Source organism: Bacillus sp. T33-2, from assembly GCF_002860205.1.
Taxonomy (GTDB): domain Bacteria; phylum Bacillota; class Bacilli; order Bacillales; family Cytobacillaceae; genus T33-2.
On record NZ_PGVB01000025.1, the window covers coordinates 68,980 to 88,191 of the forward strand.

Annotated in this window: 13 protein-coding genes; 4 read left to right on the forward strand and 9 right to left on the reverse strand. The window is 44.1% G+C overall.

The genetic code is table 11. The features are described 5' to 3' along the window. Positions 1-237 precede the first annotated feature (237 nt). The 5 genes from CVD19_RS16895 to CVD19_RS16910 form a co-directional block, all read right to left on the reverse strand. Positions 238-4,395: a phosphodiester glycosidase family protein gene (locus tag CVD19_RS16895; RefSeq protein ID WP_101583596.1), complete on the reverse strand. Its 4,158-nt coding sequence runs from the start codon at positions 4,393-4,395 to the stop codon at positions 238-240. Positions 4,396-5,134: 739 nt separating this feature from the next. Next, positions 5,135-5,413, reverse strand: coding sequence for a hypothetical protein (locus CVD19_RS16900; protein WP_101583598.1), 279 nt, complete (start codon positions 5,411-5,413; stop codon positions 5,135-5,137). Between the two features lie 485 nt (positions 5,414-5,898). Further along, positions 5,899-6,039, reverse strand: coding sequence for a hypothetical protein (locus tag CVD19_RS24895; RefSeq protein WP_180953675.1), 141 nt, complete (start codon positions 6,037-6,039; stop codon positions 5,899-5,901). A 312-nt stretch (positions 6,040-6,351) separates the two neighbouring features. Continuing rightward, entirely contained in the window at positions 6,352-6,930 is a 579-nt protein-coding gene (locus CVD19_RS24900) for a hypothetical protein (protein WP_180953676.1), read from the reverse strand. A gap of 302 nt (positions 6,931-7,232) precedes the next feature. Further along, on the reverse strand, positions 7,233-8,138 hold the full coding sequence (locus CVD19_RS16910) for a LysR family transcriptional regulator (RefSeq protein ID WP_101583602.1): 906 nt from the start codon (positions 8,136-8,138) through the stop codon (positions 7,233-7,235). Positions 8,139-8,321: 183 nt separating this feature from the next. Here CVD19_RS16910 and gdhA point away from each other — a divergent pair, with 183 nt between their 5' ends. Further along, complete coding sequence (gene gdhA, locus CVD19_RS16915; RefSeq protein ID WP_101583604.1) at positions 8,322-9,704, forward strand: NADP-specific glutamate dehydrogenase; 1,383 nt, start codon at positions 8,322-8,324, stop codon at positions 9,702-9,704. A 106-nt stretch (positions 9,705-9,810) separates the two neighbouring features. Here gdhA and CVD19_RS16920 read toward each other — a convergent pair whose 3' ends face one another. Then, positions 9,811-10,479: a YdeI/OmpD-associated family protein gene (locus CVD19_RS16920; RefSeq protein ID WP_257985178.1), complete on the reverse strand. Its 669-nt coding sequence runs from the start codon at positions 10,477-10,479 to the stop codon at positions 9,811-9,813. A 249-nt stretch (positions 10,480-10,728) separates the two neighbouring features. On the opposite strand from CVD19_RS16920, the gene CVD19_RS16925 reads away from it, so the two are divergent. The 3 genes from CVD19_RS16925 (at position 10,729) to nspC (ending at position 14,330) form a co-directional block, all read left to right on the forward strand. Continuing rightward, positions 10,729-10,920, forward strand: a complete 192-nt coding sequence (locus CVD19_RS16925; RefSeq protein WP_101583610.1) for a DUF4177 domain-containing protein — start codon at positions 10,729-10,731, stop codon at positions 10,918-10,920. A gap of 1,042 nt (positions 10,921-11,962) precedes the next feature. Further along, on the forward strand, positions 11,963-13,201 hold the full coding sequence (locus CVD19_RS16930; protein WP_101583613.1) for a saccharopine dehydrogenase family protein: 1,239 nt from the start codon (positions 11,963-11,965) through the stop codon (positions 13,199-13,201). A gap of 1 nt (position 13,202) precedes the next feature. After that, entirely contained in the window at positions 13,203-14,330 is a 1,128-nt protein-coding gene (gene nspC, locus CVD19_RS16935; protein ID WP_101583615.1) for a carboxynorspermidine decarboxylase, read from the forward strand. A gap of 211 nt (positions 14,331-14,541) precedes the next feature. Here nspC and CVD19_RS16940 read toward each other — a convergent pair whose 3' ends face one another. The 3 genes from CVD19_RS16940 to CVD19_RS16950 form a co-directional block, all read right to left on the reverse strand. Further along, a complete protein-coding gene (locus CVD19_RS16940; RefSeq protein WP_101583618.1) occupies positions 14,542-15,750 on the reverse strand; it encodes an MFS transporter in 1,209 nt (402 codons plus the stop codon). Positions 15,751-15,765: 15 nt separating this feature from the next. Beyond that, positions 15,766-16,179, reverse strand: coding sequence for a MarR family winged helix-turn-helix transcriptional regulator (locus CVD19_RS16945; protein WP_101583621.1), 414 nt, complete (start codon positions 16,177-16,179; stop codon positions 15,766-15,768). Between the two features lie 234 nt (positions 16,180-16,413). Beyond that, entirely contained in the window at positions 16,414-18,819 is a 2,406-nt protein-coding gene (locus CVD19_RS16950; protein ID WP_101583624.1) for a M14 family metallopeptidase, read from the reverse strand. Between the last annotated feature and the right edge of the window lie 393 nt (positions 18,820-19,212).

The window sequence follows — 19,212 nt, forward strand, 5'->3', positions numbered from 1 at the left end:
ATTATTTTACAATTTGTATATTTCAGAATATTAAATTTAAGAATTTATCCGATAAGAATCATCCGTCTTTCATTTCTGACTCACATCAGGAATGCCGAATTTAAGTCCGCGCCCATTCCATAAAGTAAGGAAACCCTGTGTAAAAGCAACTAGTTCCTCATAAACCTTTTGCATTGAATCAGGCATAACAGTAACTAAAAGGCAGCCCGGGATTCCTCGGGCTGCCTTTCTTCATTCTTAATCTTCATCTTCATCATCTTGGTCATCTTCATCTTCGTCTTCATCATCGGTGTCATTTTCGAAGTATTCCAGATTTTTAACCGTGAATTGGTCAATGGTTTCACCGTCAGAGGTGGTTGTTGTGAATGTAATCGTATCTTTGTCCACTGCTGCGTGCATGGACACGGCGATAGGATCCATGTTGACATAGTCGAATTTCTCATCGGCGACGGCATCATAATGTTTTTTGCCGGTTGTGCCAGCTACTACATAGACGGCGCCATTCGGATCTTCGACTCCAGCCTTCAATTTCTTCGTTCTGCCATAGGAATGGTCATGTCCGGAGAAGACGATGTCCATTCCTAGTTCATCCACGACTGGAGGGAGCTTTTCCTTCATTATCGCATTACCGCCGAACGGGTTGGTGTAATAAGGAGGCTTGTGGGTCACAAGGATCTTCCATGGCTTGTCCGAATTCTGTACATCCTGCTTCAGCCATTCGAGCTGCTGGTTCAGGACTTCGTTGCTGTCTGTGTAGCCCAGGACACTGATGTGCATATTGTTATACTCAACCGAATATGTGCCGCCTTTATCCACATCAGGGCCGTTTTCCGGTGAGTTGAAAATGGATTTTGCCACGCTTCCGTCCGGGTCTCCCATATATTCATGGTTCCCGAGAGCAGCGACAAGGTCTGTTGAGCGGATGGTGCTGAAGCTGCTCATCAGTACAAGTGCGTCATTCCATTGATTGAATTTTGCTGATTCATCAATCAGGTCGCCAACATGGATCATGAATGACAAATCGTTCTTGCTCTGGCTCTCCAATATCTTGCCAAAATCGCTCAGGTCGGAAGGTGATTGCGTGTCACCGAAGACGGCAAACTCGAAGCTTTGCTTCCTTTTAGCAGTAGTGAATTCCTCAATTGGCGACCAGTTCTTTCCGTCACCAACCTGGTAAACATACGTAGTATCCTGCTGCAGTTTGGTCAAGTTCACCTCGTTCACCCGGACGATTCCGTTCTTTGTGATATTCATTTCTCCTGAGAATACCTGGTTGCTTGAGTTGCCTTCAACGGTTTTCAGCACCCGCGCACCTTTTCTGTCAAAATCCTTTTTCTTGGCAAACTTGATTACAGCTTTTCCATCGGAAAGCGGGCTCGACATCCACGTAAAGCCTTTTCCTTTATAAGGATCTCCGGTTGGAGTGGAAATGATATTCATAATTTCTGTGGCATCTGCCAGGGCAGGGTATGTCTGCGTGTTCATTTTAAACGAATACTTGCCGTCCTTTGCCGCATATACAGAGATCTTTTTCACTTGATCGGTGATAGAGCCCGCGATTAGGGATCCTTGTTCATCCGTTTTTCCAAGTGAAATTGGGTCTGTGCTGCCATCAATGATGGCAAAAATCTCTGCACCGCTGACTAACTGGTTATTTATATCTTTTACTGTCATTGCAGTCGGCTTTCCGATTAGAATAGGCTCGGCAGTTACAGTGTAGGCCCCTTTTATGTCCATGCTCGCCGGTACCATGGAAAATGTCGGTACAAAGCTGCTATCAACCGGATTTCGGAAATTTAACACAGCTTCCGATATATCATAAGTCAACTTGCTTCCTTCTTTAGTCGATGATGGAATACGAACCTGTATGGTCGCTGCATCTGCAGAAGAAGCAGTTTCACTGCTATTGAGATTTAACGTTAGGTCCCCAGTTGCATCATCGTAGCTGTACGTACTTTCGCTGAATCCGTTCGAGAAGGTTACACCTTCAACCGGATAATTTTTATCGAAATTCATTGTCATAGTGGAGCCGGTTAGCTGAGCCGGGTTTGTTGCCTTCACAACAAGGTTGAACAGATCACCCAGAAATGCCGTTTCCTGCTGATTGACTACTTCCATTTTTGGGCCGCCAGTGTTTACCGTGAAATAAGCCGTTTTGATTGCCTGGTTGCCGAATTTGTCCGGGACAATTAGGGTAACTTTATGGGTTCCATCTCCCCATGTGAGTCCGCTTAGTGAAACGGATCCGTCCATATCATACGAGTAATGGCCTTCCATGTTGGAATAATTTACTCCATCAACAAAAATGCTGATTTTCTCCCAATCGATGCCGGTTTTGAAAGGGTCATCTTCATATTCAGCAACACTCGCTTTAAAATCGATTGAGTTTGTGTCAAAATTTTTCCCATCCACATTAATGGACTGGATGACAGGCGGATTCAAGTCATCCATCTTTTCGCCGTAGACGGCGCGGATATTATCGATGTAGACGGTTCCTTTTGTCATCGGCCCTGTAATTCCTGACTTTGTTGACATCATCCTGAATGTCTGGGTGCCTGATAACTTGAATGGACCCTTAAAAGTTGTTGGAATGGCGGCCTCGACGTATTTCCAGCCTGTCCAGTCAATCCCCGGTTTTTCCTTCGTAAGGTCGATGCTCTGGTTCTTTCCGCTTCCATCGACAATCAGCATCCTCAGCCAATAGCCCTGTGCTTCAGGGGTGGCATAGACCCACATTCCGATGCCTGTTGGGCTGTCGTTGATTGTCGTGTTGGCGCCAGGTCCGGCATATACCCCAAGGGTTGTTCCAGTTTGCGCACCCGTGAAATCGAAATCCAATTTCAATGACTGGCTGCCGAACCTCACCTGGTCCGGGAACTTTGAAGGGCTGAGGATTCCTTTTTCCCCGCGGCCGGCTGTTGCCGTTTTCCAGCCGGTAATGCCCTTTTCAAAATCGAAGATAACTTCAGGCAGCTTGCCAACGGAAACCTTCATCTCTGCTGAAAGGGATGTCCCTTTTAAAGTAGCCGTAATGGTTCCTGAAACGTTTTTGTCCCCAGTGTGCAGGACGCCGGAGTCATCAATAGTTCCCATTCCTTCAGGGATAGTAAACTCAATGTCCTGGAGATTCCAGTCGACAACCCTCTTTTGGAACTTTGCGATTAAATTCAGGTTGGCTTCACTGTTTCTCGCCACCGTCAATTCACTCGAAGAAAAACTCAACTCATCGGGCTGTGCTATTTCTATTATACTTTTGCCAACCTGCTGTTCCTGATAGTTTAGGAGAATATCAAATTGACCTGTTTTCCCGTTTGAAATAAATTTACCGCTTTGATCAATGCTGCCGAAGGACGGATCTGACACAGTCCATGTGAGGCCTCTTTGCGGCAGGGGCGCGGATGCCATCGATTTGTCCCGTCCTCTTGCCGAAAATTGGATTGTTGATCCAGGCGTGAACGACTCGTCATACGGTTCGATATGGGCAGATGAAAAAGCATGGTCGGATGGTTCCTTGGAAACAATCAGCCAGGAGTTTGCTACACTTCTTTCGTTTCGGTCGGAAGGTTTATTATCCACCTCAAGAGTATCGCCGCCAAGTGTGCGGGTTGTAAACGTCGAAGAGCCACCGCCATCCAGATTCAGGGCACTGACCGCACCGAGGTCAATCATCAATTGTGCCAAATCGGGCATGGAAATCCCGGCAGAATAGGGCTCCTGCCTTCCATCGATGACGACAAAAAAGACATCGCCTTCCTGCTTGATCCCAACAGCCGTCCGTGGCTCTTTATCTTGTCCAGTTTGAGGAGTTTGATAGATTTTACTGTCCTTTACGAGGATGGCGTTACCGCCCAATGCCTCCTGGAGCTGATCCTTTATGCCTTCGTATACCACAGCATCTCCAATAACCGCTTCCCCGGACTTTGTGATTCCGAAGAATTTGCCAGAACCGCCATTGGCCGCTTTAACTGCTTGTCCATCCTTGTAAACAACACCAATTGGTTCCCCCGTAGCCATATTATAAAAATCGGCGTTTACGGCAGCCACCACGGTATGGTTTTCGCTATTTGCCGCAGTTGCCTGCTGCCTGACAGGCTGGAGTCCGTATGCCGTGCCATCGTTCGGTGTCCCCGCTTCAATGGAGATAGCTGGGTTTTGTACATCTACATCGACTACAAAACTTTCAATCTTCTTGCCGTCTTTCCCTTCAAAGCTGTAATGCTTTTCCTTTATACCTGGTGCAAGGTCAGCCTGGTACTGATTGATCGGAGTTGGAGCAATAACAGACTGCAAATCAAACGTGCCGAGAGCCGATGTAAGGCTTGGTGCAATAATGCTGCTTGCCAGGGCCAATGACATGGTGACCGGTAAAATCCTTTTCTTCCATTTTGAACGCATGTGGAGCCTCCTAGATTAAATTGTAAAAAAATTACGGCAGCAAAAGACCATACCATTATAGTTCTGGAATATTAGGCAGCCATGACAGGAATGTTAAGAATTCACAAAATTTTCTAGCATAAAGGTCCCGGAGATAAAAGTGGGTTCTAATGCTACTTTTGAAGGAGATGTGCAAAAAACTGAACTGTGCCAGTTATCCCATGCTGCTCAATGTTATGCTTCTATTAATTTTTGTTAAACCAGTACATTGCAGAAACATGTTTTAGGAGCACTGTTTGTGGTAGATCGTACGAAGTTTGTCCGAATGGATTGGTGATTTTTCAGTTTCAGCAGTATGTCTGATTTTCAACAAAAAAAGACTTCAAAAATGAAGCCCAGTAAGGCAGAGTTATTTGGTTGTTCCCGCAAATGGGGTGAAGAATAGTGGCATTCCTCCTCGATAATAAAGGACTTCATTCGGGATTTAATTAACTATGTTACGAGTTGGATCATATCGTTGTGTCTAGTCGATGCGCGCATCCTGTGAGTAAAGAATGTGGTTAGATTTTCACTTCTAAGTTGGTAATTCTTAAGTGGTTTCGCGGAGCAGTAAATACTCTATCCTATTGTTCGTTCCAAGTTGACGTTCTGTGTACGGGTGGCACGGGCGTTCGTGCGATACACAGTTGGAGATCCTGGATATTCGGTTTTTGCTGTGCCTGTTATTGTCATCCCTCCTTTCTACTGGTGGAGTTTATACTCAATCACCCGGACCGATAAAATCTAAGCTAGCCGGAGAATATACCTCATATGCTTCCTTTTTGTCCTCGGCACTGATTCGGATTGGACTGCCCTTTCCCTTTTCATTGACGGTTTGACTTGTCATGCTACTCATTTTTTGGCCCCCCGCCATTCGTAACTGTGGGTCTCCAGTTTGCTCATAGATTCTTTGCAGCTCCGGAATCCTGACTTTTCGCATCTGGCTAACAACGGTGAACAGCTGTGTCCTGTGCATTGGAAGCATGTTTGAAACAAACATAACTTGTCACTACCTTTCCGAAAAGTTTAGGTTGCCCTATGCCAATAATTTTCCACGCCACTTAAGCGTATCCCTTCCTTATAGAACGGATATTTACCGTCAATATGTTTACTTATATACGGCATTCCTTCTTTTGTTGAGGGTTTGTGCCTTTTTTCAGCATCGAAATAACGAGATTGCCGATTATCCATGGAATAAACTGCAGATTTTTTTCGGTATGAAAAGGAACTCCTAGTGATGACGTTTATGTGGGTCTATAAATAGTTTCTTTCGTTTCATACATTGCATTAGGAAATTTGAAATACTGAATCCCGACTGATTTGAACAAGGTTATCTCTTCCCCTGCCTGTTATGCGTCCTGATGACAAATCTCCGAGTTCTCAGTGAAGGTTTGAGAAAGTCCAAGTTCCGTTTTTGGCAGGGATTATAAAACATAGTTGATGCTATTTTGAAAATTAAAACCCCGGGCATATTAACCAACGGGGTCATTCGCTATTTACTACAGAACTCAGTAAAAATATTTCTTGCTGGATAATCTCTTTGTATGCAGCATCCGGGAATCTATTAATATCATCCAAAAGCCGACCGATCTCTCTAAGCAACACTAAGCGTTCATCTTCTTGCATACCTTACCTCACATTTGTAATTGAGTATATTTGCCTATTATCTATTTTAATAATAGGATAAAAGTATGTAAATCCAAAACCATAAAAATGCCCACAAGTATGTTCAAAATGAAAAAGTGAAACTTGTGATCGAAATACCGCTTTTGGTTTACTATTGTTCTATATATGTTTAGAAACATATATTTTTTTACACAAAAAATAGACATTGAAGAAATTAGAAGAGTAAATTTATATTCTCCTTGAGTATCAATTGCAGATAAAAAAGCCTATCTTGATTGGATAGGCCATTATGATCTATAACTTATCATCTATTCACTTATCCCTATGTCCTCGCCTGTTCGAATTCCTGTGCCTTGACCTTGATCTTGATCTTAATCTTGTTCTGAAATTTGAACCTTGAGCTTCAACTTCGTTCTCGTCTTCATCTTCATCTTGAGTTTCAGCTTCGTCCTCGTTTTCATCTTCATCTTGAGCTTCAACTTCGTCTTCGTCTTCATCTTGGTCTACATCTTGGTCTTGGTCTTGATCTTGGTCTTGATCCTGGTCTTGGTCTGATTCTTGATCCTGTTCGGCATCAGCACGGGCGCGTGCTCTTGCTCTGGAATCGGATTCAGATTCGGATTCGACATCAATATCGATGTCAACGCAGGAATTTCCACTGTTTTCGATTTCCGCACGGTTAGTATTTCTATTCCTGTTCTTTAACTCATTATCATTCTCGTTATCATTTTGATTATCGTTATGAACGTCTACATTTACGTCATTTTCAAAATCGACCTGGGATCTTGAATCGTTCTCAGAATTAGAATTATTATTCCTGTTTTGATTGCTCCTTGAGTTGCTGTTAGAGTTAGAATTTCGTCTGCTCCTGCTTCTCCGTCTTTGTCCCATATTTATCCTCTCCTTTCTTTTCATATTATCCAAATTATGCATTTTCCTATGACCAGGTATGGACAAAAACCACCCCTCATTCACACATTTTGTTAATTTCATGCAATGTGTAATTATTCGTCATTTTTTATTTTCGGGGTTATTTTTCGTCCCGGTGGGTAACGTTTTAATAGCAGGTGGATTCCCCCCATCCATCTCTCCATACCTTTTGTCTTCTGTTGCTTTAGGCAGCAGTTTTTTTGAACAAAAAAAGCCTGTCCCACTTTTGAATGTTCACAGGCTCAACTAAAGATCAACATCCCTTATTTTTTAAATCTATCCAATATAGTAAAAAACTCCCTGATAAAATCGTAGAATAATTTCTGTGCTGGAAGCAGCTTGCGTTCTACGGGAATAACCACACCGACCGTACGGGTTACCTGTGGCTCAGCTATAGGCAGCCTTACTGTTGCGCGGGGCAGGCTGTCAGCTAATGTAACTTCAGGAATAAGCGTCACACCCAAACCCGCCGAGACCAACCCTTTAATCGCGTCAATATCGTCTCCTTCAAATGATACATTGGGCTGGAAGCCAAGCTGCCTGCAGGCATTATCCACGAGCTCACGTAAAACAAACCCCTTGGGGAACAAGATAAATGAATGATCTTTTAACTGGTTCAGGTCCAGTGACGGTTTATCCGCAAGGGAATGGCTAGCTGGCAGTAGTGCAACAATATTTTCTGTAAATAGAATATGCCCTTTAACCTTATTTTCCTGCTTTGGCACCGGACCAACAAGTGCCATATCAATTTCTCCTTTCACCACTCCATTAATCAATTCATGGTAGGAACTCTGTTTCAGTTCAAATTTAACTTGAGGATAGCGCTCGCGAAAGGCAGAAATGACAGTTGGCAATGTATAGGCAGCCAGGCTGCTTGGGAATCCAATACGAATTTTGCCTTGCTCAGGGTCTAAATACTCCTGAACCTCCCGCCTCGCATTTTCGACGACATTGATGGCTTCTTCCATATGTTCCAGAAACATTCGTCCAATGTGCGTTAATTTGACATTCCTTCCTTCCCGGATAAAAAGGTCAACACCCAGCTCCGCTTCCAGATTAAAAATCTGCCTGCTCACAGCGGATTGTGCTACATTTAACGCCAAAGCGGCCTCCGTCACATGTTCCCGCTTGGCCACTTCAATAAAATATTGTATCTGTCTTAGTTCCAATATCAGCACCCCCTATCTCCAAATCATCTAATATCGGCATCATTATTATCTAATTTACATATTGTTTAGATTATTTTTTAATTATACACTAAAAAAATCTTACATTTATTAAAGCGTTAAAGTCTGTTTCTGTCAGATGAGCCTGGATAATACATTTTTATAGCAAGGGGTGCTGAAAACAAAATGGCAATTACACAAGAACCTAAAGAAACGGGAACAATCATTGCAAAAGATTATGTGAACGAAGTATATGAAACTGTAAAAAAACGCAATCCTAATGAAAGTGAATTTCATCAGGCCGTCAAAGAAATTTTTGATTCTCTCGTACCTGTATTTGCTAAGCATCCTAAATATATGGATCATGGCATTCTTGAAAGAATTGTGGAACCTGAAAGAGTGATAACCTTCAGAGTGCCATGGGTGGACGATCAAGGCAAAGTACAGGTAAACCGTGGGTTCCGTGTCCAGTTTAACAGCGCAATCGGGCCATACAAAGGCGGCTTGCGGTTCCATCCGTCCGTTAATGCCAGCATCATCAAATTTCTGGGCTTTGAGCAGATTTTCAAAAACTCTCTCACCGGCCAGCCGATCGGGGGCGGCAAAGGCGGATCGGATTTTGACCCTAAGGGAAAATCCGATGGTGAGATCATGCGTTTCACTCAAAGCTTCATGATGGAACTCAGCCGACATATTGGACCCGATATTGACGTGCCAGCTGGTGATATTGGTGTTGGTGCAAGAGAGATTGGATTCATGTTTGGACAGTATAAGAGAATTCGCGGGGCATATGAAGCCGGAGTATTGACAGGCAAAGGGCTTGGATACGGTGGAAGCTTAACACGGACCGAGGCTACAGGCTATGGTACTGTTTACTTTGTACAGGAAATGCTCAAAGACAAAGGCCTTGACTTTGAAGGCAGCACAGTCGTTGTATCCGGTTCTGGCAATGTCTCCATCTATGCGATCGAAAAGGCTGTGCAGCTGGGTGCGAAAGTTGTGGCGTGCAGCGATTCCAACGGCTATGTTTATGATCCAAACGGCATCAATCTTGATACAGTAAAACGGATAAAAGAAGTCGAAAGAAAAAGAATCAGTGAATATGTGAAGGAACACCCGGAGGCACAGTACGTTGAAGGATGCTCCGGCATTTGGTCCATCCCTTGCGATATCGCCCTGCCATGTGCGACGCAGAATGAAATTAACGAGGAATCCGCAAAAATCCTGGTGTCCAATGGAGTGAAAGCCGTTGGTGAGGGGGCAAATATGCCATCGACACTGGAAGCAATTGACGTGTTCCTGAACAGCAATGTTCTCTTCGGCCCGGCAAAAGCCGCCAATGCAGGTGGTGTAGCCGTTTCTGCACTAGAAATGGCCCAAAACAGCGCGCGATTGTCCTGGACGTTTGAAGAAGTGGATACTAAATTGCATCAAATTATGGTAAACATCTATCAAAACAGTGTGAAAGCCGCCGAAGAGTATGGCTATCCCGGCAACCTGGTTGTTGGCGCCAATATCGCAGGATTTTTAAAAGTAGCCGATGCAATGGTGGTGCAAGGAGTTATTTAATTTAAAATCCAGGTGACGAAATACGTCATCTGAATAATTAAGGGTGATTGCTTTAGAACTTTCTTGAACAATCACCCTTTTAACTTATGACCTTTTAAAGTACTAATCAATTATCCCTACGATAAAGATCCCTGCTCTTGTACCCCGCGCCAAGAATCATCTTCATTTCCTCACGCCGTTTTGCTTGAGTGGCCTCTTGTTTGGCACTATATACAAAGCGGGCCCAATCCTTACGGTAGCCAGGGGTCAATGTTTGATAAAATGCAAGTAAGTCCGGCGTATCTTGCAAATCTTTTTCCACCTGTGGAATCAAATCGATATAATCATCCACACACTGGCTGGCTTTTGTAGATGTTTGGTTTTTACGAGCCTCTTCTTTCAGGCCGACAACCGTAAATACGTCATCCAATCCAACCATGCGCGCAAATTTAATGTTGCTTGACCCGATATACCCATCTTCACCGGCACCCAGCCCGGCCAGCAAATCATCGCGGTGGATGAAGGTCGGATAAACTTTATTCCCTTTTTTAGGATAGGCCAAATAGATATAGCCATTTTTGATTAGAGAATCCTTTTCGATCACCTTGTCCACAAGTGCCTTTAAAGAATCCATATCCAGCATAAACGCAAAAATGAGGTCATATTTGCTGTCGGTCAGCTCTGTATCATAATCTGCTAACTCGGTTAAATAATCTGCGCCATCCGGCAGGTTCAATACCGCTCTCTTATTGTATTTTTTCAAGTTCAGTTTTTCGACTATTGTTTTAGACACCATCAATCACCCGGTAGTATTTATTCCATTGCTAAACCCAGTGTAGAGCTTTTCTTTTTGATTGGCAACAAGTGAAACCAGTCGATGTGCGAGCCCCTCAGGGCGAAGACCGGGGCATATTTGCCCTTATACTTGCCAGGATAACATAAACATTCCTAATCTATTAACACAAAAAAATCGTTTATTTCATTTCCTGGAACTTTTTCTCTTAGAGGCCGTATATAAAATATTCGAATTAAAGGAGAAATCGTGATGTACGAATACAAATTTGTCGAGGTTACCATAGGTTCTTTTAGTGGAAATCCAAAAGATGATTACCAAGATATCATTAATGAACACGCACGGAAAGGATGGAGGCTTCACCAAATCTTTACTCCACCGTTCGGCCCAAATGGCCAAGCTTACATTATGGAATTGATTTTTGAAAAGAAGATTAACGATTAAGCTGGATGCAGGCCTGCTTTATCTTTGAATACTAATTTTTTGCCATGGGATCTTTAACGTAAAGTCAAAGTTGGACATTGGGATGTAAATTCGGTCACATGGTGGATGTTATAGAATCATGGAATAACTCTTTTAGGAAAACCAGTACATAGTGATGATTTTGAAGTTCACAGGTCAGATTTGTTCCAGTACATGCAGTGTAACTTAAACAATTATTGGGCTAACAAATCCGGGAAATGGTTTTTATTTTTAATAGAAATTTAAAACAAGCACTGTCAGGATGAACGTACGACAGCATTTTCCACCTCTTTCGTACTGCTAAATATAGGCTGTTTGACTTGATTATCAAGAATCAAATAGCTTTTTTACATGTTTCATATGGAACTTTTTTTAAAACTAAGAACAACTTGGTCTGTGGGCCCTGTTTAACGTTTTAATGAACTATATTGGGCCATAACTGGATAAACTGGTTTCTTGAACGCATTTCTTTACCGCGGACAGGATTTTCAACAATTTTTTTAAATTGCTCATTGCTATTTTTATAACATGCTGATAATATAAAGAAGCATTAATTTGGAAAGCTAATATTCTGTGTATCTTGAAGAGTCTTTCCAAGCAGATAATTTTTGACCACTTCCACAGGGAGTCAAGGCCATACGGACAGCCGGGTCAAATGCCGATTGGCAACTTAGTTGCCTTATTGATTGAGTTAAAAGCTCAAATTTTATAAGTTGGTTACTTTACAACCAGTGCATAGGCACACAACTTGTGAAACGGTCAATAAGAGTGGTAAAAGTAATTATTTGCTATATAGACTCTGATCCTATTAAGATATATTTTGAATATTAAAGAGCTTTCTGCCATCATGTCCCGGGACTTTTATCGTGTCTATTACATATGTCCTGCAGTCATGGCTGTGCTTATTTTTAATATTGAATATATCAAAGCAAGTGTTGTGCGCGAATATGCGTTATTGCACTTGCTTTTTCTATTGTGCAAAACTTTCAGTTTTACAAAATCTATTTGGTCAGGAGATAAGAGAATGGCAAAAGCACTTATCATTGGCGCTGGCGGAGTGGCATCAGTTGCCGTCCATAAATGTGTCCAAAACAGCGAAGTATTTGAAGAGATTTGCATCGCAAGCCGTACAAAATCCAAATGTGATGAGTTAAAAGCGAAGCTGGATGGCGGCAAATCAAAAATCACGACTGCACAGGTTGATGCTAATAATGTGGACGACCTGATTGCTTTGATTAATGAAGTAAAACCAGATATCGTCATGAACCTGGCGTTGCCTTACCAGGATCTCACAATCATGGATGCTTGCCTTGCAACCAAGACACATTACATGGATACAGCAAACTATGAGCCAGAAGATACAGCAAAATTTGAATACAGCTGGCAATGGGAATACAAAGAGCGTTTCGAAAAAGCTGGCATCACTGCTCTATTGGGCAGCGGCTTTGATCCAGGCGTAACTGGCGTATTCTCTGCGTACGCACTGAAGCATTATTTTGATGAAATCGAATATATCGATATTCTTGATTGCAACGGCGGCGACCACGGCTACCCATTTGCAACAAATTTCAACCCTGAAATCAATATCCGTGAGGTTTCTGCCAACGGACGTTATTGGGAAAATGGCGAATGGATCGAAACGGAACCAATGGAAATCAAGCGTGTCTATAACTTCGCTGAAGTTGGCGAGAAAGATATGTACTTGCTTTACCACGAAGAGCTTGAATCTCTTGCGAAAAACATCCCTGGCCTTAAGCGTATCCGTTTCTTCATGACATTTGGCCAGAGCTATTTGACTCACCTTAAGGCGCTTGAAAATGTCGGCATGACTTCAATCGAACCAATCGAATTTGAAGGAAAGCAAATCATCCCGCTCCAGTTCCTTAAGGCGGTATTGCCAGATCCAGCATCCCTTGGACCGCGTACAGTCGGCAAAACAAACATCGGCTGCATCTTCAAAGGGAAAAAGGACGGGAAAGATAAAACTTATTACGTGTACAATGTTTGTGACCACCAGGAATGCTACAAAGAAGTCGGCTCCCAGGCGATCTCCTATACAACAGGTGTCCCTGCCATGATCGGTGCAGCAATGGTCGTGACTGGCAAATGGAATAAACCGGGCGTATTCAATATTGAAGAATTTGATCCAGATCCATTCATGGAAGAGTTAAATAAATGGGGACTTCCATGGGTAGAAGATTTCAATCCAGTTCTTGTCGATGCTCTGCCTGAAGAAGCTAAAGAGCCGGAGCTAGTTCGCTAAAATGCGTTTTGAAGAACTGCCAACACCTTGTTATGTAGTCGACGAAAAGCTTGTCGAAAAAAATCTTCAGATCCTGAACGGCGTCATGCAGCGCACAGGGGCTAAGATTGTGTTGGCACAAAAAGCTTTTTCGATGACAGCAATGTATCCCCTCATTGGTCAATATTTAAGTGGCACGACAGCAAGCGGTTTATTCGAGGCACGCCTAGGCTACGAGGAAATGGGCAAAGAGAATCACGTCTTTGCCCCTGCCTACCGCGATGATGAAATAGATGAAATTATCTCAATCTGCGATCATATTATCTTTAATTCTTTTTCACAGCTGGAAAAATTTAAAGATAAAGCTCTTCAGGCAGGCAGGAAAGTCGGCCTGCGCATCAATCCTGAATGCTCGACACAGATTGGGCATGCGATCTACGATCCATGTTCACCAGGCTCCAGGTTCGGTGTAACGAAAGAGCATTTCCGCCCTGATTTGCTTGAAGGTGTTTCAGGTTTGCATTTCCATACACTTTGCCAGCAAAACTCTGACGACCTTGAAACCACTCTGAATGCTGTGGAAGAAAAGTTTGGACAATGGCTTCCGCAAATGGAATGGATCAACTTTGGCGGCGGCCACCATATTACAAGAGAAGATTATGATATTCCAAGACTGGAAGCCTGCATTAAGAGAATGCAGGATAAATACGGTCTGGAGGTCTATCTTGAGCCTGGTGAGGCGATTGCTCTGAATGCAGGATATCTGATTACCTCAGTGCTTGACCTGCATGAAAACGGAATGGAAATCGCAATTCTCGACACATCCGCTACCTGCCATATGCCTGACGTGCTGGAAATGCCGTACCGCCCTCCTCTGTTGGGATCAGGAGAAGCCGGCGAAAAGCCTTATACATACCGGCTTGGCGGACAGACCTGCCTGACAGGTGACATCATCGGCGACTATTCCTTTGATCAGCCATTAAAGAGCGGAGACCGGCTGGTTTTTGGCGACATGGCCATCTACACGATGGTGAAAAACACCACGTTCAACGGAATGCCGCTGCCTGCCATCGCCATTCAGGACAAAGATGGAGATTGCAAGGTAGTGCGTGAATTTGGCTATGACGATTTTAAGATGAGATTGGCGTAATTACTTTTTAAAGAACCAGGTTCTGAAAACGGATCTGGTTCTTTTTTTTGCTAAAAGTATGTGGCAGCACTTAATAATTGGTGGACTGTGCTGGGGGCTAATCATAAATAAATATAAGCCTGACATAAAATGTCAGGCTTGAAGTTTTCTGTGGAAAGTGTTTTTAAAACAATATAAAGTGGCGGCTAGATATCTTCAGTGGAACGATGTTTTAAGACAGAGCTTCCCTTTCCTGCTTCCGCCCGCGGTGCTTTCGTCCATGCAGCACATAGTAAATCGCGATTCCGAGCAGGACATAGCCGGAGCTGTACAAATATAATTGGCTGAAGCTCATTTTGGCTGCTGCCAGCCCGACGATAAACGATCCAAGCCCTATCCCCGTATCAAAGATGGACAGGAATGTGGCCGTGGCCATTGCACTGCGTTTTGGATGGGCTGCCTGGATGGCAATCGTCTGGTAGGTTGGAAACAATGTGCCCCATCCCAACCCGGCAAACGCTGCAGACAACAGGAACATCTGTGCCGAATTTGCCGTGCCCAAAATAAACATCCCTATCGCGAAGAAAATGATTGCCGGGTACACTATGACACCTGGGCCGTATAGGTCATACAGTTTCCCTGTAAAAGGCCTGGACAGCAGCAGCACAACGGCATACACAACAAAGAAGTAGCTTGAAACGTAGCCGAGCCCTAATTCATTGGCGTACACAGAAACGAATGAAAGAATCGATGAATACACAATCGCAAAAAACGCTCCTGTCAATGCAATTGGAAGTGCGGCGGCCTCAAAAAGCCCTTTAAGGTTGAACGGTGCGGCCGCTGCCCCGGCTCCTTGTTCCTCCAATTTCTGTTTGCCGGCCGTTATGAACAATGCTGCCAGCAAGCCGGCGAATGCAGATGCAGCTGCTATTTCAAGCATTGGCGTAACACCCCATTTCTGCATGACGGTAAGCCCGAGAAATGGCCCCAAGACCATTGCAAAGGTTGAAGACAAAATGAAGTAGCCCATTCCTTCACCGCGCCGCTGCCCAGGAATGATATTTGCTGCAGTAGAGCCAGTTGCAGTAGTCGCAATCCCAAAACCAATGCCATGCAAGAAACGGATGAGCAATAACGCTGCTATTGTATTTGCAAAAAAGTATAGCATGGTCGCGCCTAAAAACAGACCCAGTGCAAAAAGCAAAATTGTGCGTCCGCCCCATTTTTCAATCCATCTTCCTGCAAACGGCCGGATAATAATCGCTGATACCAAAAAAACGGTCGTCATCAATCCTGCCTCCAAATTTTTGCCGCCAAGCTCGCCAACAACATAAATCGGCATCGTGACGAGCAAAAAATAAAAGGCCATGAATAAAAACAAATTACTTAATGAAATACTGATGAAATCCTTTGTCCACAATCTAGGCTGGTTGTTTTTCATGCTCCTCTGTCCCCTTTATATATGTTTAAGCCATACTGTAACCAATAGCTGAAGCTGTTTCTGTGATGCTTCTGGCACGCGTTCGATCACTCCCTGTTGGGCTGTAAGAACCGCCTTCTCCCAGTTAGCAAATTCCACTTCAGCCTTTTTTGACAGTTGAATATATTTTTTCCGCCTGTCTTCCCCGGAATGCCGTTCAATATATCCGTGCCTGGCCAGCCTTTGGATCGTCCGGGTCATTGGCGGCGCTTCAACCGCTAAATAATCGCACAGCTCTGTTTGTGTCAGTTTTCCCTTTTCTTTTAATACGTAAAGCACCGACCATTGAGAACTGAAAAGCCCGAAAGGCTCCAATGCCTCATTCAAGTGCTTTGTCAGATGCCTGGAAAGCTGATGGATCGAATGAAAGAAAACATGGTTATTTTCCATTGGTCATCACTCCAAAAAAATAATCTTTTTCATTATACCAAAATTAATTACCTAGGTAATAATTATATTCAACTTTTCCACATTGTGAACGAGACATATAAAAATCCATCCCTTGACATTGCGTAATTGAGGCGCAACCAAAAAAAATGACATGGCGCCCCCTGCATGAAGTGGCAGCCTGCCATCTAAAATCAGACGGCAGGCACATTCAAACGTGCCTGCCTCGTAGTCCAACTATTCGATTGTAATGGTTACCGAATTAAAATTGCGGCCTTTGCCTAACGGGTTGTAGTTCCTCTCGATATTGCCTGCTGCGTCTACCCCAAACCACTTGATTGTCGTGGTCTTATCAATTTTAAGCGTTTCGGCAGCCTCTCGTGTGCCGCTTAATTTCAGCTTTTGTGATTCAAATGTTGGACGGCTTCCATCCAGAGTATAGTAGATTGTTGCCGGTTCACTCGTTACAAATCTAAGATCGACCGGTTCTGAAAATTTACCTTTTAAAGGTACAGTTATCGTGGCAGGCGGCTTTTTATCTTTTGATTGGTTGTATGCGACTTTAATCAAGCCAATCAATCCGTTCGCAAATTCCATTGCTTCCTCATGGCCTTCACTATAAGGCGGCTGGAAGCCGACAGGCCGCCACCTGTTTGCCTGGCTGTCCCAAAGATCTGCCCCTACCTCAAAATTCCACGCATAGATACCCTTTTCGTACCATAAATAGTCCGCGGAATTTCCGGCAGCGGAATATAGCACGTCCGGAATTGGACCCGTACGGCTTGGCAGAATGACCGTACCACGGTGATCCTGGATGTCATTTAAAATTTCAGTCGATGCTGCCCAGTAGAACGCCTCCTCACCGGCGGAAGGACGCGGCAATGTAGTGCGGGTCGCGTCATACGCACCCGGCGACCACATGAAGTATCCGCCGTAGCTATGGACATTCATCGCAAATTTAATATTAGGATTTTGATCCGCCAGCCACACTAGATTCTTCGCTTCAGGCTCCGAGTGCTCAGCCGGTCCGGCATAAACGTCACTCAGGCAGTTTGTCGCTGTCGCCCCGATAAATCCGTCAAGAGCCGAACCGATTGAATGGTTGCGGTTCAAATCCACGCCCCACTGGTTTCGGTAACCTGGGTCTGACTGAGACGGCCCGCAATGGTTTGTCATATTTCTCCTTTGCCAATTATAGTCGTAAAAACTGTAATGTGCACCGTCAGGATTCATTGATGGCACCAGGAAAATATCCAGGTTATCAACGAGACGTTTTGTTTCGGCGTCGTGAGCGTAGTTTCGCAGCAGCCGTTCAGCAGTTTCAATCGTCACTAGCGGAGTTACCCACTCACGGGCATGCTCCTGCGAATAGCCAAGAACGCCAGGTTTCGAACCATCACGCTGTTTTCCAATGCGGATGGCCTTGACAGTAAACGGATCGCGGGAAACCTTGTCAGGCGCTTTGAGATTGTCCGTCAGCTTCGCCGTTGCCGGAGAAACAGCTTCTGCTCCGCTGCTGCCACGATATGTAGTGGCGTAGACAAGATCGCCGGCACTGTCATTCAAAGCATTGACAACTTGGTAAGCGGTGCTGACAATATTCCCGGAGCCATCTGTTGCAAGCTCTGCGACAATATTTTTCCCATCAACAGAAACTTTTAGCGGGGCATAAGCAACACCAGGGTTTTTAAATGCGACTGTAATGTTATTGCCGCCTTCATGGCCCCACGCTTTCGAGCTCACAACAACAGCGTCACCGGATGTAGTACCCAATGTGGCTTGGGCAAGCCGGCGGTATCCATTCGTTTTATTCGGCATGTCGATGATTTCAACAAGCTCCGGAAACTCGGTTGCAAGCTGTTCTGCCCGTTCGTAAAGTTCAGTCGGATCCATGTAATGGTCAACGAATTCCTTTACGTAATGCTTTCCGGGATTGTCCGGTTTGCCGCCACCAAGCCATTCCGTTACGACCTCGCTTGCAATCCCGCCAAGATTGCTGCTAATTTGCACCGTCTTAGGGACACTGTCAATCGGCAGCAATAAGTAGTGGTATAGGTACTCCCCATAATCTACTTTTCTTGAAAGTGTTGCTGATTTCTCAGCGCCATTTTCAAGCCAGCTTGCTGTGAGCACAGTACTTGCCGAGGTACCAGCGCTCGACTTCACTTCAATATAAAGGAATGTGCCAGACTGATTCGTAAAATGGTTGGCCCTGAGGATTTTGATTGTATCCTCTGCAGCGGCAACGCTTGCTTCTTGTTTTACCGCTTCATTCCGTTCAGTGACTCTTTGCTTCCATTGTGTTTCATTAATGAGCGTATCTTTGACATTTATTCCATGTTGTTTTAGCAGTTTGATCTCGGATGGTGTGACAACCGCGTCGACCTCCAGCTCGCCGTCATGTTCATGGACGCGGTGCGCAAGGTCAATGCCAAGCTCCAGTAGCTTGTCCATGGCTTTTTTGTCAGGTACCTCCAACTGGACAATCGACGCGGCCTCTTCCTTGGATAAAGGTTCGGACAATTGTTGTTCGGCAACAGCAACACCTGGTGGGTTCATTGCAGGGTATACAGCCGAAAACCCGAGGGCAGCAACAGCCGTTATCATGACAAAACCTTGCATGATTTTTTTCCTTTTCTTCATCTTTAATTCGACACCTCCTAATATTCACCCTGTAAGGCGAATTTAAGAAGATTATAGATTCAATGCTATTAGTTTTTTGTCGATACTCGCAGCGAACAGGTAACCAATGATACTACATGATTCTACAACTGAGGATTTATATTATTATTGTTGTTTATCGGCATCACCCACAAAAGCATCAGCGTTTTATTTAAAATGGTGTGTAGTTCATCAAAAACGTTTTGTATCCTGTTATTTTCGAATAATGCCACATGCAGGAATACCGACATGACAACACAGAAGACGTTAATGAAAAAACAAAAAAACGGGCGATGAAGCCCGTTTGTTGTCGAAACTTTTTCGTTCCTGTTTGCATGTACAGAAAACGTCCTGTGCTGCAACTGTCCTAAAAAA

Bases quoted from the DNA above. Each gene is read 5' to 3' on its own strand.
- CVD19_RS16895 (WP_101583596.1), bottom strand. From the start codon at position 4,395: ATGCGTTCAAAATGGAAGAAAAGGATTTTACCGGTCACCATGTCATTG.
- CVD19_RS16900 (WP_101583598.1), bottom strand. From the start codon at position 5,413: ATGTTTGTTTCAAACATGCTTCCAATGCACAGGACACAGCTGTTCACC.
- CVD19_RS24895 (WP_180953675.1), bottom strand. From the start codon at position 6,039: ATGCAAGAAGATGAACGCTTAGTGTTGCTTAGAGAGATCGGTCGGCTT.
- CVD19_RS24900 (WP_180953676.1), bottom strand. From the start codon at position 6,930: ATGGGACAAAGACGGAGAAGCAGGAGCAGACGAAATTCTAACTCTAAC.
- gdhA (WP_101583604.1), top strand. From the start codon at position 8,322: ATGGCAATTACACAAGAACCTAAAGAAACGGGAACAATCATTGCAAAA.
- CVD19_RS16920 (WP_257985178.1), bottom strand. From the start codon at position 10,479: ATGGTGTCTAAAACAATAGTCGAAAAACTGAACTTGAAAAAATACAAT.
- CVD19_RS16925 (WP_101583610.1), top strand. From the start codon at position 10,729: ATGTACGAATACAAATTTGTCGAGGTTACCATAGGTTCTTTTAGTGGA.
- CVD19_RS16930 (WP_101583613.1), top strand. From the start codon at position 11,963: ATGGCAAAAGCACTTATCATTGGCGCTGGCGGAGTGGCATCAGTTGCC.
- nspC (WP_101583615.1), top strand. From the start codon at position 13,203: ATGCGTTTTGAAGAACTGCCAACACCTTGTTATGTAGTCGACGAAAAG.
- CVD19_RS16940 (WP_101583618.1), bottom strand. From the start codon at position 15,750: ATGAAAAACAACCAGCCTAGATTGTGGACAAAGGATTTCATCAGTATT.
- CVD19_RS16945 (WP_101583621.1), bottom strand. From the start codon at position 16,179: ATGGAAAATAACCATGTTTTCTTTCATTCGATCCATCAGCTTTCCAGG.
- CVD19_RS16950 (WP_101583624.1), bottom strand. From the start codon at position 18,819: ATGAAGAAAAGGAAAAAAATCATGCAAGGTTTTGTCATGATAACGGCT.